Below are 17,048 nucleotides of genomic sequence, written 5' to 3' on the forward strand. Positions count from 1 at the left end.
TATTCTTTTACTTCAGCTTGCATTTTAGTCTTTAATTTAATTGATTGGATTGCATTAACAGCAATATCAAAAGTATTAATCATCTAAAGAGCCAGGTTGTAAAATGAAAAGCAAGGTATAAAAGTGCTGGTAAAAAGAACAGCTTCCAACGGTAGTTATAAAGGTTTAGTTTTTCTAAGAACTTTAAAATTATCTTTAATAAAAATGGAATTAAAACAAATAAATAGAAACAAATAGCTAAGATAGCTAGAAACCAATTCAGGTTGTTATAGGGGGTGAGTTCTAGGGTTCGACAATATTCATAAAATTCAGGAATTAATTTAAGTGGCTCTACTATTGTGTAGTCGTAGAAAGCTAGTAAGTAACGAGCAGAGCTGTCTTGATGTTCCCAATTACCTATGAAGTTCCATAAAATCACGGCAAGAATTATAGCAATAATCAAGCCTACTTCATTCGGTGCAATTGAACGTGATTGAGTAGAGGTATCTTTAATAGATACCCGTTGCTGTTCAGGAAGTTCAAAATCACTCATATAGTCACCACTTTAATTTTTTGCCTATCAAGTAATATTAGCTTTGTTTAGTTCAGTCAATTGCATAGTTGTTCCCATAATTTTTAGTAGTTCCTCCTGTTGGTGTTTTTCATATTCTTTACGATAACGCCAAAGTAAAGTTGAAGAAATATTATTTTCTGCAAGAAACTTTTTCTTATCAAATTTCTTAATATCTCTATCTTCAAATTGTTTAGCAATTTCTAAACGCTTTTCTAGTTTATGTCTAGGTTGTTTGCCCTTATAAAGTCCATTTCGTTTAGCAATACTTATTCCTTCATCCCTTCTTTCAGCTAAGAGTTTTTTCTCAAATTCAGCAAAATAAGAAAACACAGCTAGTAACATTTTTTTCATTGGATCATCCGTGTGGGGATCTAATGTCAAATTTTCGTTAACGAAAACTAATCCTACTTCTTTGGCTAATATAGCTTCGATAGTATTGATTGTATGCAAAGCGTCACGACCTAAGCGATCAAGTGAGTGAACATATACAGTGTCACCTTCTCTTATATAACTAAGCATTTCATTTAGTATAGGACGATCAGTTTTAGAACCTGATGCTATTTCTAAATATTCTTTATCTAATGCAACTCCAAGAAGTTGCCTATCATGTTTTTGCTGTGCAGTTGAAACACGCTTGTAACCAATTTTTTTACCACTCATAAACTATAAAACCTGTACTATATGAAATGATCCTAATGATATTTCTTTCGTATAGCAAGTTGCTATCTTATATGAAACAAAAATGCACTAAATTTCACGTTTCATTAAGTTATAATCAAATGAAATCAAAATCACTTCTCAAATCGCAACGATTCAATCATTTTTTTAATAAATGGAGTATCTATGACTGGTTTAAGTCATCTAAAGCCTGGATCAATGAAGGGCCAAATTTTAGAGATAACAAATTCAAAGAATCCTGAAAATGAGTATGTTCTAGATTTTTCAAAATCTGAAAAAGAGCTATTAAATGATTTACGACTTGCTATAAATAGTGGTGCGGAAAATGTAAAGCTCAATGTGATAATAGATACTGAAGCTAATCTTTTTAAATATGCGGTTAATAATCTAAAAGAAGAGCGAATAACTCCACTAAAGGGAATAGCCCAGGAAAATTCTCAAATAGTAGATAAGTTAAAAACTATCCAGCCAGTTTTTGGAAACTTAATTGAGCTAGAAGTCTTAGACGTAGGAAGAAACCAAGCTATTTCAAGTTGGAAGGATATAGATAAGTTAAGAAGCACTACCGAAAAGCAGTATCTAGAAACTTTTGAATCAAGATTGAAACAGGCGTGGGAAAAAGGACAGATTAATCAAAAAGGGCTAATTGCTTTAAGTGGTAATCATCAAAATGCAAGTTTAATTACAGACCAAAAAATTGATAGACTGCAAGAAGTTAATGGGCCAGCTGTTTTAAACAAACAACCCAAACAAGAAACGCCAAAAAAAGCTAATCTAATTGAAGCATTAACACCAAGTCAGCTAGAAGCAGAAAGGAAAAAAGTCTTTTCTATCATTGAAGGCATGAAAGTTGGTAAGGATCTAAAAGTATTGAAGCCGCAGCCAGGCACACATGAGGGCTTTATTGTTGGCGTAACAGATCATTTTGTTGTGCAAAGACTTGGAGCAGAAAGTAGCTTTTTTATGGTGCATAATAAAGCTGATCTACCTACTGCTAAAGTGGATTTCAAAGAACGTGTTAGAGTCCACAGAAATGACCAGGGACAATCTAATTTAAAATTATTAACACATGACCAGGCTCAAGACAAAAGCACAATGCTGAAGAGGTGATTATGAGCAAACTATATAATATTGAGGTGACTCAAGGCACAAGCCAGCCAGTCATAGAGCCTGATGTATATAATGAAGAAACTCTACTTTTCTATTTAAATAGATTTGGAGTTGAAGAAAATTCTCATGACTATAAGAGGTTAATGAATGGTGAACGGCTGTTAATTACAACATATAAGAATGAGCCGCTATCAATCAAACTTATTGAATATTATGAACTCAGTGCTGCACAAGTACAGATTGTTAGAACCTTAAAAATTTGTGCTGGTATCCTAGTGATAGTTGCATTAATTTTAGTGTCTATACTAGACAATTTTAAGTTGTTAATCATCTTGATACCTAATGCACTATTGTTATGGTTTACAAGTAAAAAGCTAGAAATTACTTCTTCAGAAAAATTTGAAGAAGTAGCAAAGCGAGTGCTAATAATGTTAGGAATTAGTATGCTAGTATTCTCAATTGTCGCATTTTTTATTATTTAAAAAGGAAAAAATATGTCTGAAACAGATTTACAAAAACTGCAACGCTTAACTGCTGAAGTGAATAGTTTGAAAGAAAAAATGGATCAAGAAGCAGAAGAAAAAGCGAAATTAATTGGTAAATACTTTATAGAATTTGCTTCTCTTAATGAATCTAATGCAGAAAGCTTTTTGAAGTTTTTAGATGAAATTATCGAAGATAAAAAAGCTCATAAACTTGCTAAACGTAAAGAAGCAAAAGCTCTAGCTGAATATATTGCTTATACGGTGAGTAAGAACCCAACTTAACAGGAGTAAACATCATGTTAGATAAGAAAGTTAAGTACGCAATCACTTCTTTGGCGTTTAATCAAAACAATGAATACTTAGCTGTAAGTAGTTATTCAAGTGATGTGATTGAAATATGTAAAATTGAAAATGATGCTATTAAGACTGAAAAAGAAATTAAATTGAAAGGGGAGAATAACCCAATCAATAGTTTAATTTGGTCAAATAATTTTCTTATCTGCATTGATGATAATTCAAAACAAATAAGTAAAATTGATTTTCAAACTGGATCTACTAAAGCAGAATTTACTCATGAGCATTCACGAGGATTTGAATCAATAGATTGTTTAAATTTAATTAATGGGAATAAGTATTTAGTTAGTTCTAAAAAAATTCATCCACCCACAATTGAAAAATTAAATATAAATGTAAGTCATAAAGATCTAGAAAATGTTTTTATATTAGATGATGATTTAAAGCTTATAAATTCTTGTTCTGTGCCTGGAAATATAATTCAAGCAAGATTCTATGAGAGTGATCAAAGCATTATTGTTATTTCAAAATATCTAGATGGAACAACTCTATATTTTCTTGATATGTCATTGAATATAAAAAATAAAATTAAAATAACGGACGAGAAAGCCTTGTCTGCATTTATCGCTGTAAATAGTAAAATCAGTGTACTTCTTCAGATTAATAAAGATGAGGTTAAAACTGTTTTTATAAGATTAAATGAATCTTTAAGTAAAATTGAAGAGTATAAAGAATTTAAAGATTCTAAATTTTCTTTAAATATTCCTGAATATATAAATAGTGTTTTTGGATATAAAAATATTTTAGTTACTGAGGTTTTTACTCGTAAAGACAGTAAGAGTTTTTTGAAATATTTTGATTTAAATCAAAATAAGTTAGTAGAAACTTATGAAACTTACGGCTTTATGGAAGCTATGGCATTTAGTGAAAAATTTATTGCCTGGGCGGAAAACAATAAGATTAAAGTGATTGAAAACGTATGACAAACATTAAAAATCTACTGGATGCTTCAAAAAATACTTATCAATATCAGGCCCAGGCCAAAGAAAATGGAGTTAAAGATTTTGCACTTTTTTCCACTACATTTGATGAAAAATCTAATCATTCAGGATTAGCCTATATCAATGAGAGTAGCGGTGAGGTGATCGTAGCCCATCGAGGTACTGATTTTACGAAGGTAAAAGATATAGTTACTGATTTAAAAATTGTGATGAATTGGAAGGAAACAAAGGCTGATATTTCAGCAGTAAAATTTACTGATTCAGTTATAGACGATTTGATTGATCAGGGTTTTGATATTAAGAAAGTTATTCAAACAGGGCATAGTCTTGGAGGACGTTTAGCACAGCATTGTTTAAAAACTTTAAGTGAAACTTCAGATTACAAGGCTGAATCAATTACTTTTAACTCAGCTAGAGTTAGTACCCATGACACCCAGGATAAAGAGTTTAATCATCTTAATTTAAGAGCAAAAGGAAATGGGGTTTTCACAACAGACCTTGTGACCAGTTTTGGAAGTCATTTAGGTGAAACAGTTGATATTGTATTGCCAGAAATAAAAAACTTTATTCAGGCCCACAAGCTAACTTCATTTGAATTAATGGAAGAGCATTATAAAAAAATTTTTAGTGAAATTCCAATTTCAGAGTTAATTCAACTCAGTAAAAAAAGTAATGATTTTGAACTTTTAGCTTCATCTTTAGGCATAGAAAAGACGGATCTCTTAAAGAATATTTCTCAGATGAATATAGATTTATCTAAAGAAGCTAATATAGTTTCTACTCAAATTGGTAAATCTTATAAAGGTGAAATTATTGCTGAAACGCCAAAAGAGTATATTCAACAACTTGGGGAAAACTCGAAATATTTTGCTCTTCATGTGAAAAGTAATCTAAAAAACCCTATAAATGTGGGCGATAAAGTTCAAATTTCTTATCCTAAAGACGCTAGTAAAAAGGCTGGTATTGAACAGATAAATTTAAGTAATTCAAAAGTAAAATCACGTTAATTTTGCTTTTATTTTTATAGCCAAGATATTCTATATCTTGGCTTTTTTTTACTCAGACAATGATCTAAGGTATCTAAATTGTTTCAAATCTAAGAATTTGCATATATATACTTTGTTTCGTACGATACAATAAATAAAACCTAAAAAATATCGTTATTTATGAACTTAAATAGTCCAACTGAAGAAATTTATTTAAAGCTGCAAAGAGCATTTCAAAAGTTTAATGAGCAGTTATTTGGTGGAAGTTTATCTAACTGTGTAATCACATTAAGAGCTAATAAAAGAACAGCTGGCTACTTTTATAAAAATCGCTTTGGTAGTAAGGGTAACGATAGCCTATACCATGAAATAGCGTTAAATCCTGAATGGTTTGGGGTTGTGGAAAATATTGATATATATCAAACACTTGCTCATGAAATGGTGCATCAGTGGCAATTTGAATTTGGTGTGCCTAGTCGGGCTGGATACCATAACGAAGAGTGGTCTGCAAAGATGCAATCTATAGGGTTAATGCCATCTCACAACGGGAAACCAGGCGGTAAAAAGACAGGTCAAAATATGTCAGATTATGTTATCTCAGGAGGTATGCTTGAACGAGCTTATAAGGAGCTTGTAGAGGAAAATTGTATAGTTACCTGGTATGACCGAATTATTCTATCTTCTGAGCAAATAGGGCCAATCAGAGCCAAATTAGAGAAGGAAATTCAACAAATACAGCTGAATGGAGGTGATCAACATAAGCTACAAGAAAAAGAGTTAATTATTAGTGCTTTATCAAAAATGGAAATTATAAAAATGAAACCACCAGGCAACAACGGGGATAAAAATAAAAAAAAATATAGTTGTCCTGGATGTAAGAGCAATGTTTGGGGTAAGCCACAGTTAAACTTAGTTTGCGGAGATTGTTTAAAAAAATATCAATTAATTGATGTTTAATTTGGAGTTATTACGCTTTTACACTGTTTTTGTAAGTCTAGTTGTAGTATAAATATTTCAAGAAAATGAAAAGCCCCATCGAACTCATTTACTTGGCGGTAAAATTCGACAGGGCTTTTATATCACTGGATCACTTAGTTTAGCTTGGAGGGCTAGCTGCTGTAATCTGTAGACAATATTACAGTTTACCGTGGCAATTGCAATAGATAATCATACTTTGTATATAAAAAACGAAAGAATTTTATACAAATGATTTGCAATTCCTTCCATTGCTACTCTGAAGTTATAAGAGTAAATATAAATGGGAAATACAGCGGTAAAGTTTGATCAACATGGATTGTTTGAGTCACCTGAAGATCATATAAACTTTTTACATAATAAAAGCCTAGCCGATAAAAAGCCTGGCACTATCATTGCCTGGACTCCAAAAAACGAAAATAAAAAATGGCAGACTTTTACGTTTGACGAAGCTCAAAACCATATCCCATATTTTGTAAAGCAAGCTGATGTTTATGTAACTCCAAACGCATTTTATGGTTGGAGAACAATAAAAAATCTTCACACACTTCAAGCACTTTTTATTGATATTGATTTACATGATTTAGATTTTTCTATAGAAGAAAATCTACTAGCAATTCCAGCACTGGTTGAAGATCGTTTAGATCGTTTAGTAAGAGCGCAGATCCCTGAGCCAAATTGCATTGTTTATTCGGGCCGTGGTGTTCACTTTTATTGGTTAATTAATCCAACTCATCCTAATGCTCTTCCGCGCTGGCAAGCATGTCAAAGACGTTTAGTTGATGTATGTGGAGCAGATAAACAAAGTGCGGATGCTACACGTGTTTTGCGGCTTGTTGGAAGTACCAATAGTAAGGTAGAAAACTTTACTGTTAAAGCTGAAGAACGACATAAAAAGGTATTTGATTTTGATTGGTTGCATGATCAAGTTATGCCTTTTTCACGTCAAGAATATAAAGATAAGATCCGAGATATTAATGTTCTTCGAGCTAATAAAGGATTAAAACCTGTCAGAAAAGCAAATACAGCTGGCAGTATTTATGCTCGTTGGTATCTTGTTTATCAGGATCTTTTAATCATCATTGAGTGCCAAGTAGCTTTAAATAAAAAAGGCCCAGGTCTACCAGCTGGTATGCGTGACCTATTGTTGTACCATCTAGCAAACGCTTTAAGTTGGTTTACTATTTCAGATGCACTAGAAAATGAAGTCGCTGAGTGTGCAAGAAAATTTACTCCAAGCTTGTCACATCAAGAAGCTCTTTCTTATTGTTCAAGTGTAATCAACCGAGCCAAAAAGACCCAAATTGAAGGTAAAGAACATCGTTATCGCTACAGACGAGAAACGATTTATCGTGAGTTAGAGGATCTTATTCCTGAAGAAGTCTTACCACGCTTAAGGGCTATTATTCCAAATGAATTGGCAAGAGAAAGGAAGTTGGAAAGAACGTTGGAATCAAGACGAGAAAAAGGGATAGCTGAACGGGTCATCTATCGTGAAAGTCTTCAGACCAATAAATCTAAAGCGATTAAATTAAAAGCCCAAGGTTTAAAATATAAGGAAATCGCATTAGAACTAAATCTATCCATTGATACTATTAAAGGGTATTTCAGGAAAGGTGTATTGGTATGATGCCTTGTATAGTGGCGCGTGTCAGGCGTTTACTGCATTTGTTATGCTCTCTCCCCTTTCACAAGATGGTGAAGCTTTATATGTTTAATAAGGGGCTTCACCATCTTTTTACAGTTAATATTTATTGAACTAATTTCATCAAACTACCAAAACTATCAATCACAGAATATTGAACTGCATCCCCCAATGATTGATTTTCTTGATTTATAGTAGCGAAGAACTTTTCAGCACTTTCAGTTTTACGTTTCTCTTTTTCCCGTAGGTCACTGTCTAGCATTGAGCCTTTAGTTTCTGCAACGAAATAGATTTGGCGTACTTTATCCTTATTGAAAGCAATCGCCCAGTCAGGGTTATAGCTACCAAAAGGCGTAGGGATCTGGAAACGATCAGGAAGTTTAGCGTAGACGACCACCTCATCTGCACCATCCAACTCTTCAACAAATTTACGCTCATTATCAGAATCAGTGACGACATAATCCCAGATATGACGCTCTGCCTTATACGCCTGTAATGGAATATTCTCATTACTTACAAATATTTCATTGTCAGGATAAGTGCTATCTAAAGGATTATATTTCAGTCCTTGAATGACCATTTTTGCTTGCTGTTCATTGATGATACGACTCATTTCACGAATGAAAGCTTCTGGATTCAACTTAAATTGTGAAAATACCGCAGCGTTAATTCCCTGTAAGATACGGGCAACCGTTTTACGAGTGAGATTGGTATCATCGGCAATATTGCCAACCAGATCATAGGTCACTTGAGACTGAATAGAAATATTCGCAACCTCAGTTTTTGAAGTCACCTTCCCAAACATTTCTTTGGCTTTGACTTGCTCATAGGTGGATTCATCATTCTGTGTAGCTTCTGCAAGTTTATAACTCAGCGTTTCCACAAATTTATTATTGCGTTCAACAGCAGTACGTTCAACAGCACTAATGCTTTGCTCAATGAGTTTTTCAGAATCCAGATGAATTTGATAAACTGCTTTACGGTTAATTCGAGACCATAAAGCCTGAAACTCTTTACGTTCTAAATTGGCTTGGTTGATCGTATTGGTTAGCTTTTTATTGCCATTATCAGCCATACCCTCCAAAGCTTTAGGATCAAACAGCCCATCAATCAGCTTGTGAATTTGCTCAGTATATGCAACCAAGTTTTCAGGCAATTCAGCCAGCGTGCCTTGATCTTTCGCTTCGTGATACTTTGGCGTTAACTGATCATTGTCATCAATATAATCGTGCTTAGACAAATGCTTATTGATTTGCTTTGCCATCAATTCAGTGACTTCAACACTAGAACCATCTGATAACTTAAAGATTTTCCCTTTAAAGTAATCAGGGGTAGCTTGTGTGGGGCGATTCTGAATCGTATTCAGAATTTCTGATTGTAGATTCGACACAAACTCTTTGTAACTTTCATTGGTCACAACTGTGAGATTATTCAGTTTATGAATTTCTCCTAAGGCCCCTTGGAAATGGTTGGCATCCATACGTTCGCCAAATTTATTCACTGCAAGGCGCATACCACGGCCAACTTCTTGGCGACGAGAAATTACATTATCTGAATGCTTTAAAGTACAGATCACAAACACGTTCGGGTTATCCCAACCTTCTCGTAACGCTGAGTGAGAGAAAATAAAACGAGTTGGCTCTTCAAAGGAAAGTAGGCGTTCTTTATCTTTTAAAATCAGGTCATAAGCGTCTGTATCATTCGATACCTGAGCTTCTTCAGCTTTCTTATCAATTGCTGGATTGGCAAGACGTTTTGATTTCTTATCAATTGAGAAATAACCGTTGTGAGTACGGTCTACCTCAATTGCTTTCAGATAGTCAAAATATGGGTCATTTTCTAAGTTTAGATCCAGAACTTCATTGAGTACCTGTTGATACTGTTCCTTGAAAATTTGAACGTATTCGCCATCTACAGGATTATTATCCTCATCATATTGACGATATTTTGCCACTTCATCAATGAAGAAAAGACTCAGGACTTTAATACCCTGATTGTATAACTGACGCTCTTTTTGAATGTGTGCACGAATCGTTTCACGGATCTGAATGGTACGCATGATCTTTTCATCAACATGCCCTAATGCTTCACCCACATGAATTTTGGTGCCATTCAAGAAAGTCACCGAGTTATCTCGTGCATCAATGTCTGAGACGACATAACGGTCATTGTATTGTTCGGCCTTATTGGAAATATCGTAAAGGTTATCGCCTTTACTAACCTTTCTGACTTCACGTTTAAAACCATTCTTGGTTTCTATCTCAATTTCCAAGCGAGCGACAGGTGCAGATTTAGATACGATGATGTCCTGTAAGTATAAATAACCATGTGTACCCGTTAAGCCTTGTACTTCCACACCTTTTACAGTGATTTTTTTCACCAGTTTTTGGTTATAGGCATCCAAGGCATCCAAACGATAGACAAGGTTATAGTTACGCTTATGTGTCGCTGAATAGCGCAGAATAAACAATGGGTTGAAGTTAGATAAAGACTCTAGGGTTTTATCTGCACCCATCTTTTGCGGTTCATCCAAGATCAAAATTGGACGGTTACGACTAATCACATCAATTGGACGACGCGATTGGAATTCATCCAGTTCATCATAGATACGACGGTTATCTTTACCTGTCGCATTAAACGCTTGAACGTTAATCACCATGACATTAATGCCACCATTCGAGCTAAAGCTTTCCAAGTGGTGTAATGCTTTGGAATCATAGATAAAGAAACGGGCCTTTTTGCCGTATTGCTCTTGAAAATGATCAGCCATCATATTCAGGCTTTTGTAAACGCCCTCACGAATAGCAATGCTTGGTACGACCACAATAAATTTCGACCAGCCATACTGCTTATGTAATTCAAACATAGTACGGATATAGCAATAGGTTTTACCTGTACCTGTTTCCATTTCAATATCAAGGTTTAATTGGCTTTTGGTCAGGTTCTTGCCTTTGCCATTATCATCCGTGATGAGTTGAGATGATCTTTGTAATCCACTTGCTGCTTGTACTTCCTGAATGTTTTTCAGTACAGCTTGTAGATCAAAAATATGGGCATTCTCAAAACCAACATCGGCAATCACTTTTTTAGCCTTGCCACCTTGTAAGTCCAAGGTTTCTTCAAGCATATCAACCTGTGCAGTTGCTTTTTTTACTTTAGCTGCACCTTGGTCAATCATGTAACGATGACCTTCAGAACGTGGTTGTCCTTTAAAGCAATCCACAATCGCTTGTACAGAATCTTTCTGATAATCAAGAGTTTTAAAACGGATTTCCATTATCTAACCCTCTTAAAGAAACTTAACTTCAGTATCACGAGAGAGCTGTTTAAAGCGTTCTTTGATATTAGTTTTATGATGGTCTAAATGAATGGCCTTTTCTGCCGATACGAAGCGTAAAGGACGATCTTTGGCAACTTCATCAACCACATCGAAAGTCAAATCATCAAAACAAGCTACAAGGCTATTGCCTGCAACGTAAAAGACTTCTTTTCCTGCAATAGTTTTACGTTCAATCGGTAAAGAAAGTTCAAGCCCCCAATCCAACATGACTTGGAATAACAGATCTTCAGATGTACGGTCTTCTTTAATATTTGAAGCTAAATCCAGCATATCAGCTTGTTTTAAAGCGTCAGGTGTGTAATACACATCTTTCATATTGGTTGAGTCAATTTTTAGAACTCGGAAACCAATATCTAAGTTTTCAATACCTTCTTTATTAGCATTATCTTCTAAAATTTTCTTACCAGCACGACGGATACGTTCTTTAGAGATTTCAGCAATCGTTTTATAGCCTTTTTTGTACATTTCTGAATGTACATCAATATCTTCAGGGATCTGAACAAGTAAAATTTTTCTTTGTCCTTGGTCTTTCATGTTAATTTGAAAAACGGCATCTGCGGTAGTGGAGGAACCACTATAAAAATCTAAAATAATTGAATCTTGATCTGTTCCAAGTTCTATAATTCTTTTCAATAAGCCTGTTGGTTTAGGATGATTAAAGGCCACAAAGCCAAATAATTTAGAAACTTCTGCCGTTCCTACATTTCCTTCATCAATATCATCCCACAAAGTATCTGCTACTTTCCCCTCACTATCTCGCTCATTCCAATAAGCCTTTTCTGATAAAGTGGAATTTCCAAACTCTAAACGTCCATCATTTTCTAATTTTTTCAATTTTTCTTTATTCATCCTCCAACCTTTTGCAGGACAAGGCCAAACTTTTCCATTATTATCCACATAATCATAAGTTGTTTCTGGGCCAGCTCCTCCTGTTTTCTGTAGAGGATATAAACGATACTTTCCTCTCCCATCATTATCATCTTTGTTATACATTTTTAAGGTTGCTTCAGATAATGGTTTATAAACAACATTAAATTTGTGTGCTAAAAAATTTTTTGAATACATTAATACATATTCAATATTAGTAGGAAATTGCTTACTTACGGTTTTTCCACTACTGTTTTTCTTCCAAACAAATTGATTAATAAAATTCTTTGAGCCAAAAACTTCATCACAAATTTTTTTTAAATTTTCTTGCTCATTATCATCAATACTAATCAAAATTGAGCCATCATCAGAAAGTAAGTTTCTAGCTAACTTTAATCGACTATATACCATACTTAGCCAATCAGAATGAAAGCGACCGTTACTTTCAGTGTTTGCAATTAAACGATTACCATCTTCATCTATTTGGTGTGATTTTTCAAAAAAAGCGTCTATACTTTCAGCAAAATCATCTTCATAAATAAAGTCATTACCTGTGTTATAAGGTGGATCAATATAAATCAGCTTGACTTTACCCAAGTAATTCTCTTGCAGAAGTTTTAAGGCTTCTAGGTTGTCACCTTCGATAAACAAGTTTTCTGTCTTATCAAAATTAACGCTTTCTTCACGACATGGGCGCAAGGTTTTCGCAATTGGTGCATTAGCCGTTAAAATGGCTTCTTTTTTACCGACCCAATCAAGACGATAGCGTTCCTGCTCACCTTCAACCAAAACTTGTGAAAGTTCTTGTTTAAGTAATTCAAAATCAATGGCTTTTTTTAGCTCGCCATTTTCACCTTGTGCTTCCGTCACACAGTTTGGAAACAGTGCTGCAATTTTTTCGATGTTGCTATCAACAAGGTTCGGGCTGTGCATTTTTAACTTGTCCATCAATATACCTTTATATTTAATTCACTAATTTGTTTAAATCAGATTCAAGTGCATGAATATGCTTATTGAGTTCAACCTTACGATTAAACTGTTTTTCCGTTCTCAACTTGGATTTCAGCTTATCAAGCTGCTTTTGTAAGCTTTCAAGCTGTTGAGCTTTTTGCAATTGAAGTTCAATAGAAACCGATTCATTATCGTTTTCCTGATTTTTACTTAATGCGATCGGCAATATCTGTGCGATGAAATGTTCATATAGATCAGCCAGTTTTAAGTAAAGAGGCAATTCAACACGATCATGATCTTCTAGCCACTCAGAAGCATAATATTGACCTATCACCGCTTTAGTTTTATCTGCTTGATTCAAACGCTTATAGGTTGCAACAACTTTCACTTTATCTTGATAAACCACTTCAAAAATAATTGGAGTGAGAATGAGTTTATCAATGAAAGATAGAATCGACACATCTAAATCTTCAACCCGACTTTTCACTCGAAAGATTTGAATTTCCTTCAAATCTTCCTGATCTTGGAGGTGAATTGTAGATGAAGCCAACTTGTAAGCCCACCGTATATTTTCCACTTGATCAACAAATAGTTGTTCGATCTTGGTATTGGCTTTTCCTTGTTCATAAAACTTATTTTTCGGAATTAACCGATCCACTTTAGCCTGCTGCGGAAACTTGTATAACTTCATGCTTAAGGTTCTTCAATCACAATAAAGCTAATCAGCTCAAAGTCATTTAATCCAGAAACTACATCCACTAACGCAGAAGTGCTCAAACCTGAGAAAAGGCTATCAATATCCTTTTCCGCTTTTACGTCCTGAATGGTATGAATCACAATATCCAACAATTCTGAATATTGGCTCATATCTCGTCCATCATTGGTTTTCTCATTGAACTTTTCATACGCTTCAGGAATCGGATGATCTTTTCCTCGACATGCTTTACGAGCTACATCCAATAAATATTTGGCTTGGGTATAGTCATAAACGACTTCACCGCCTTGATTAATATAAACTAAGTAATATGGATATAAGCGGTTGCTTTGGCTGTTAGGCGACTCAGGATGTCGTGCTCTTAGGGTGAAAATGACTCCCGCATTTAAACCGAGTTCTGGCTGTGCAGGCACAACAGTATGTAGTCCATTCGGTAATCGCTCCAATTCAGGATGCTCTTCCATATAGCCAAGCAAATCCATACGGAAGTCATTCAAACCTAAATCAGTAATAGAAACCCCTGTGTTGGCATCTTCCAAGTCTAAAACTTCAGTTTGTAGCTTCTGTAATTGTTCACGACGATAGGCAATATCATTAGCTTGGGCACTGAGGACGTTATCATCTCCCGTACTGGTCATATCAACGATCACCATGCGATTCTCGACCCGTTCACGCAAGTTAATATATTCATCTAGGCTAATGTCAGGCCAGTAATTAACGAGCTGAATGACGCTGTTTGATGAGCCAATACGATCCACACGCCCAAAGCGTTGAATGATGCGTACAGGATTCCAGTGAATATCGAAATTAATCAAATAATCACAGTCCTGTAAGTTTTGTCCTTCAGAAATACAGTCCGTTGCAATGAGCACATCAATTTCTCTGGATTCTTCAGGGAATACGTCTGCTTTTTGCTTTGATTGTGGAGAGAATAGAGTGAGCAAGCCCTGCATATCATAACTTTGACGGCTTCCCACTCTGGTCTTAATCGTTGAAGTATTATCACTGCCGATCACTTTGGCACTGTGCAGACCATAGGTTTCCAGCAGGATAGGAGCAATATGCTCATAGATATAATTCGCTGTATCCGCAAAGGCAGTAAATATGATGACTTTACGGTTATTGGCATTAATTGGGTTCTGAATTTTCTCAACAACATGCGCTTTAAGATGTTGTAGTTTGGCATCCTTTTCAGCGTTAATTGGCTGAATCATTCGCAGTAAACCGAGAATAATGTGGTAGTCACCGTCTAGATCCGTTTTCCAGCTCAACAGATCCATATCAGCCAAATGAATTTTTAGCTTATTGCCAATAAGGTCTTCAGTATTAAGCAACTCACCATTTTCATCCTCATCATAGCCAAAGTCGGGTGAAATACTAACTTCATCATCCGCCTGACGAGCTTCAAAGTCCGCAATTTTAGCGAGTACATTTTCAATATTTGTCTTTAAAACGTTGAGCGTCAGCCTAAACGCATGGACAGAACTTTCTAGGCGTTTCAGCAAGTTGACCGTCATCAAGGCCTGTAAACTTTTTTCACGGTCTACCTGTCTTAATTTACCTTTGCCTTCTACACGAGTATCAAAAATCTCTTCATACTTTTTTAAAGCACTTGGAAAGATATAACTGACTGGTGCATAGACTGACATCTTGATTAAAGACAGATCTGCATAAATTTGATTCAGAGAAACACTATCCTGATCGGTTGATAATGCACAACGGAATGAAATCGGCTTGAGTCGTTGAGGGAACTGTCCAATATCTTTGGTGTCATAGAAAGTTTGAATGTGTTTTCTTGAACGAGCAATCGTCACGCTATCTAACAGCTTAAAGAAATCGAAATCCAGAAGGTTAAGAATTGCTTGAGTTGTCCGTTGGGCAGGATCTAGTTTTGCCCAGGCATTAAAGCTGGCCTGTGCTCTACGGAATATGGTTTCGATATCACGTTCAGTATCGAGCTTATTTTCCAATAACGTTGCATTCCCTTCATAAGCAAGGGCGAGCTGATTCTTAAGGTCAGTAAAGTGATTGTTTACTGGCGTAGCAGATAACATTAACACTTTAGTTTTCACGCCCTGACGAATCACTTGATTCATTAAGCGGTCATAACGTGTTTCACGATCCTTAAACGTGCCACGGTTACGGAAGTTATGCGATTCATCAATCACAACTAAGTCATAGTTGCCCCAATTGATTTTCGCCAAATCTATGCCTAGGGTTTCACCACCTTTGCGAGAGAGATCCGTGTGATACAGCACATCGTAGCTAAAACGGTCTTTAGCAAAAATGTTCGTGACTAGGTTGGCGTTATAATTCGTCCAGTTTGCTCCCAATTTCTTAGGACATAAAACCAGAACGCTCTTGTTTCGTAATTCGTAGTATTTGATCACAGCCAATGCGGTAAAGGTCTTACCCAAACCAACACTGTCCGCCAAAATACAGCCATTATAAGTTTCTAGTTTATTGATGATGCCTACTGCTGCATCTTTTTGGAAATTGAACAGCTTATTCCATACTAAGCTATCTTGATAACCTGTGAGATCATTCGGCATGACATCTGCATTGATATCTTCCAAGAAGTCTTTGAAGATGTTGTAAAGCATTAAGAAATAAATACGTTCAGGTGGATTTTCCTGATAGACAGACTCAATGTGTCGAATAATTTCACTGGTGACATCTTCAACTTTTGAGGTGTCATTCCAAATTTGATTGAATAGCTGAATATAGGTTTGCACCATTGGTTGCTCATCAAAGCAGTTCACCATATTGGAAATCGCATTGCCTTTTTCAAAGCCAAGTCCCATCGGGGTAAAACCCTGAATAGGCATATAGGTTAAAGACTGCTCAGGTTTCTGAATACTGATGAATTCCTGCATCTGTGCATTGCTATTATTTGACTTAAATTTTGCTTTTCGTCGTATCCAATCCGCACATTCTTTAGCAATTGCTTTTTGTGATAACTGATTTTTTAAGTGAATTTCAAATTCTGTTCCATACAGGCTGCTTTCACGGTCTTGTTTAGGAATAACAAACTCACGTTTTTCCTTTTTTAGCTTATCTGTGACGTTATCAGCGACAAAGGTTGGAGATGTAAAAACAAATTGCAGCTCTTCGATCTTTTCTAATTCTTTTTTTAAAGCAGCATAGGCATAGATTGAAAAGTATGAAGCGGCAATCTTTAATCTGGATTTGCTACTGAGATTTTCCCCTATATCTGAACCTAAAGTATTGTTGAGGTTATCAATGAGTTTCATAAGAGATTGGGGGTGAAATATAAAAAGATGAGAAATTATAACAGTATAACAACCCTATACATGCCTCAATTCCAAAGTAAAGCATTCAATCTAAAAAAGTGTATAGGTGTGATGCCTTGTATAGTGGCGTTAGCCAGCCGTTCCTTTTGCCTGGTACACATGCTTAACCTGGGCCATAGGTTCTCTTCAGATCC

The 17,048-nt window shown here is 35.3% G+C and carries 13 protein-coding genes; 7 read left to right on the forward strand and 6 right to left on the reverse strand.

Annotated elements, in window-relative coordinates; translation table 11 throughout:
• Positions 1–79: 79 nt before the first annotated feature.
• Positions 80–532, reverse strand: coding sequence for a hypothetical protein (locus ACE01R_RS15260; protein ID WP_395552344.1), 453 nt, complete (start codon positions 530–532; stop codon positions 80–82).
• A gap of 27 nt (positions 533–559) precedes the next feature.
• Complete coding sequence (locus ACE01R_RS15265; protein WP_004282026.1) at positions 560–1,213, reverse strand: recombinase family protein; 654 nt, start codon at positions 1,211–1,213, stop codon at positions 560–562.
• Between the two features lie 183 nt (positions 1,214–1,396).
• On the opposite strand from ACE01R_RS15265, the gene ACE01R_RS15270 reads away from it, so the two are divergent.
• The 7 genes from ACE01R_RS15270 to ACE01R_RS15300 all read left to right on the forward strand — a co-directional run bounded on the left by ACE01R_RS15270 (position 1,397) and on the right by ACE01R_RS15300 (position 7,712).
• A complete protein-coding gene (locus tag ACE01R_RS15270; protein WP_395552346.1) occupies positions 1,397–2,341 on the forward strand; it encodes a hypothetical protein in 945 nt (314 codons plus the stop codon).
• 2 nt (positions 2,342–2,343) lie between these two features.
• Positions 2,344–2,823 carry a hypothetical protein gene (locus ACE01R_RS15275; protein WP_395552347.1) on the forward strand — a complete coding sequence of 160 codons (480 nt, stop codon included), beginning with the start codon at positions 2,344–2,346 and terminating at the stop codon, positions 2,821–2,823.
• A gap of 12 nt (positions 2,824–2,835) precedes the next feature.
• Positions 2,836–3,108: a hypothetical protein gene (locus tag ACE01R_RS15280; protein WP_004282029.1), complete on the forward strand. Its 273-nt coding sequence runs from the start codon at positions 2,836–2,838 to the stop codon at positions 3,106–3,108.
• 14 nt (positions 3,109–3,122) lie between these two features.
• Positions 3,123–4,103 (forward strand): hypothetical protein, encoded by a 981-nt coding sequence (locus ACE01R_RS15285; RefSeq protein WP_395552348.1) that lies wholly within the window; start codon positions 3,123–3,125, stop codon positions 4,101–4,103.
• Positions 4,100–5,128, forward strand: a complete 1,029-nt coding sequence (locus ACE01R_RS15290) for an Mbeg1-like protein (protein ID WP_004282031.1) — start codon at positions 4,100–4,102, stop codon at positions 5,126–5,128. The genes ACE01R_RS15285 and ACE01R_RS15290 overlap by 4 nt, the downstream gene beginning before the upstream one ends.
• Before the next feature lie 159 nt (positions 5,129–5,287).
• Positions 5,288–6,064 carry a SprT-like domain-containing protein gene (locus ACE01R_RS15295; RefSeq protein ID WP_395552349.1) on the forward strand — a complete coding sequence of 259 codons (777 nt, stop codon included), beginning with the start codon at positions 5,288–5,290 and terminating at the stop codon, positions 6,062–6,064.
• Between the two features lie 301 nt (positions 6,065–6,365).
• Positions 6,366–7,712 carry a DNA-primase RepB domain-containing protein gene (locus ACE01R_RS15300; RefSeq protein WP_065996190.1) on the forward strand — a complete coding sequence of 449 codons (1,347 nt, stop codon included), beginning with the start codon at positions 6,366–6,368 and terminating at the stop codon, positions 7,710–7,712.
• Between the two features lie 121 nt (positions 7,713–7,833).
• On the opposite strand, the gene ACE01R_RS15305 is transcribed toward ACE01R_RS15300, so the two are convergent.
• Genes ACE01R_RS15305 through ACE01R_RS15320 form a run of 4 tightly spaced genes read right to left on the reverse strand, consistent with a single transcriptional unit; the run spans position 7,834 to position 16,854 of the window.
• Positions 7,834–11,004, reverse strand: a complete 3,171-nt coding sequence (locus ACE01R_RS15305; protein ID WP_395552350.1) for a type III restriction-modification system endonuclease — start codon at positions 11,002–11,004, stop codon at positions 7,834–7,836.
• Between the two features lie 12 nt (positions 11,005–11,016).
• The gene (locus ACE01R_RS15310; RefSeq protein WP_395552351.1) at positions 11,017–12,882 is read right to left on the reverse strand and encodes a site-specific DNA-methyltransferase; all 1,866 of its coding nucleotides are present in this window, start codon (positions 12,880–12,882) and stop codon (positions 11,017–11,019) included.
• A 16-nt stretch (positions 12,883–12,898) separates the two neighbouring features.
• Complete coding sequence (locus ACE01R_RS15315; RefSeq protein WP_395552352.1) at positions 12,899–13,576, reverse strand: DUF4391 domain-containing protein; 678 nt, start codon at positions 13,574–13,576, stop codon at positions 12,899–12,901.
• 2 nt (positions 13,577–13,578) lie between these two features.
• On the reverse strand, positions 13,579–16,854 hold the full coding sequence (locus ACE01R_RS15320) for a helicase-related protein (RefSeq protein WP_395552356.1): 3,276 nt from the start codon (positions 16,852–16,854) through the stop codon (positions 13,579–13,581).
• Between the last annotated feature and the right edge of the window lie 194 nt (positions 16,855–17,048).

The sequence above is a fragment of the Acinetobacter sp. BSP-28 genome, from assembly GCF_044130285.1.
Classification (GTDB): Bacteria; Pseudomonadota; Gammaproteobacteria; order Pseudomonadales; family Moraxellaceae; genus Acinetobacter.

Bases quoted from the DNA above. Each gene is read 5' to 3' on its own strand.
- ACE01R_RS15260 (WP_395552344.1), bottom strand. From the start codon at position 532: ATGAGTGATTTTGAACTTCCTGAACAGCAACGGGTATCTATTAAAGAT.
- ACE01R_RS15265 (WP_004282026.1), bottom strand. From the start codon at position 1,213: ATGAGTGGTAAAAAAATTGGTTACAAGCGTGTTTCAACTGCACAGCAA.
- ACE01R_RS15270 (WP_395552346.1), top strand. From the start codon at position 1,397: ATGACTGGTTTAAGTCATCTAAAGCCTGGATCAATGAAGGGCCAAATT.
- ACE01R_RS15275 (WP_395552347.1), top strand. From the start codon at position 2,344: ATGAGCAAACTATATAATATTGAGGTGACTCAAGGCACAAGCCAGCCA.
- ACE01R_RS15280 (WP_004282029.1), top strand. From the start codon at position 2,836: ATGTCTGAAACAGATTTACAAAAACTGCAACGCTTAACTGCTGAAGTG.
- ACE01R_RS15285 (WP_395552348.1), top strand. From the start codon at position 3,123: ATGTTAGATAAGAAAGTTAAGTACGCAATCACTTCTTTGGCGTTTAAT.
- ACE01R_RS15290 (WP_004282031.1), top strand. From the start codon at position 4,100: ATGACAAACATTAAAAATCTACTGGATGCTTCAAAAAATACTTATCAA.
- ACE01R_RS15295 (WP_395552349.1), top strand. From the start codon at position 5,288: ATGAACTTAAATAGTCCAACTGAAGAAATTTATTTAAAGCTGCAAAGA.
- ACE01R_RS15300 (WP_065996190.1), top strand. From the start codon at position 6,366: ATGGGAAATACAGCGGTAAAGTTTGATCAACATGGATTGTTTGAGTCA.
- ACE01R_RS15305 (WP_395552350.1), bottom strand. From the start codon at position 11,004: ATGGAAATCCGTTTTAAAACTCTTGATTATCAGAAAGATTCTGTACAA.
- ACE01R_RS15310 (WP_395552351.1), bottom strand. From the start codon at position 12,882: ATGGACAAGTTAAAAATGCACAGCCCGAACCTTGTTGATAGCAACATC.
- ACE01R_RS15315 (WP_395552352.1), bottom strand. From the start codon at position 13,576: ATGAAGTTATACAAGTTTCCGCAGCAGGCTAAAGTGGATCGGTTAATT.
- ACE01R_RS15320 (WP_395552356.1), bottom strand. From the start codon at position 16,854: ATGAAACTCATTGATAACCTCAACAATACTTTAGGTTCAGATATAGGG.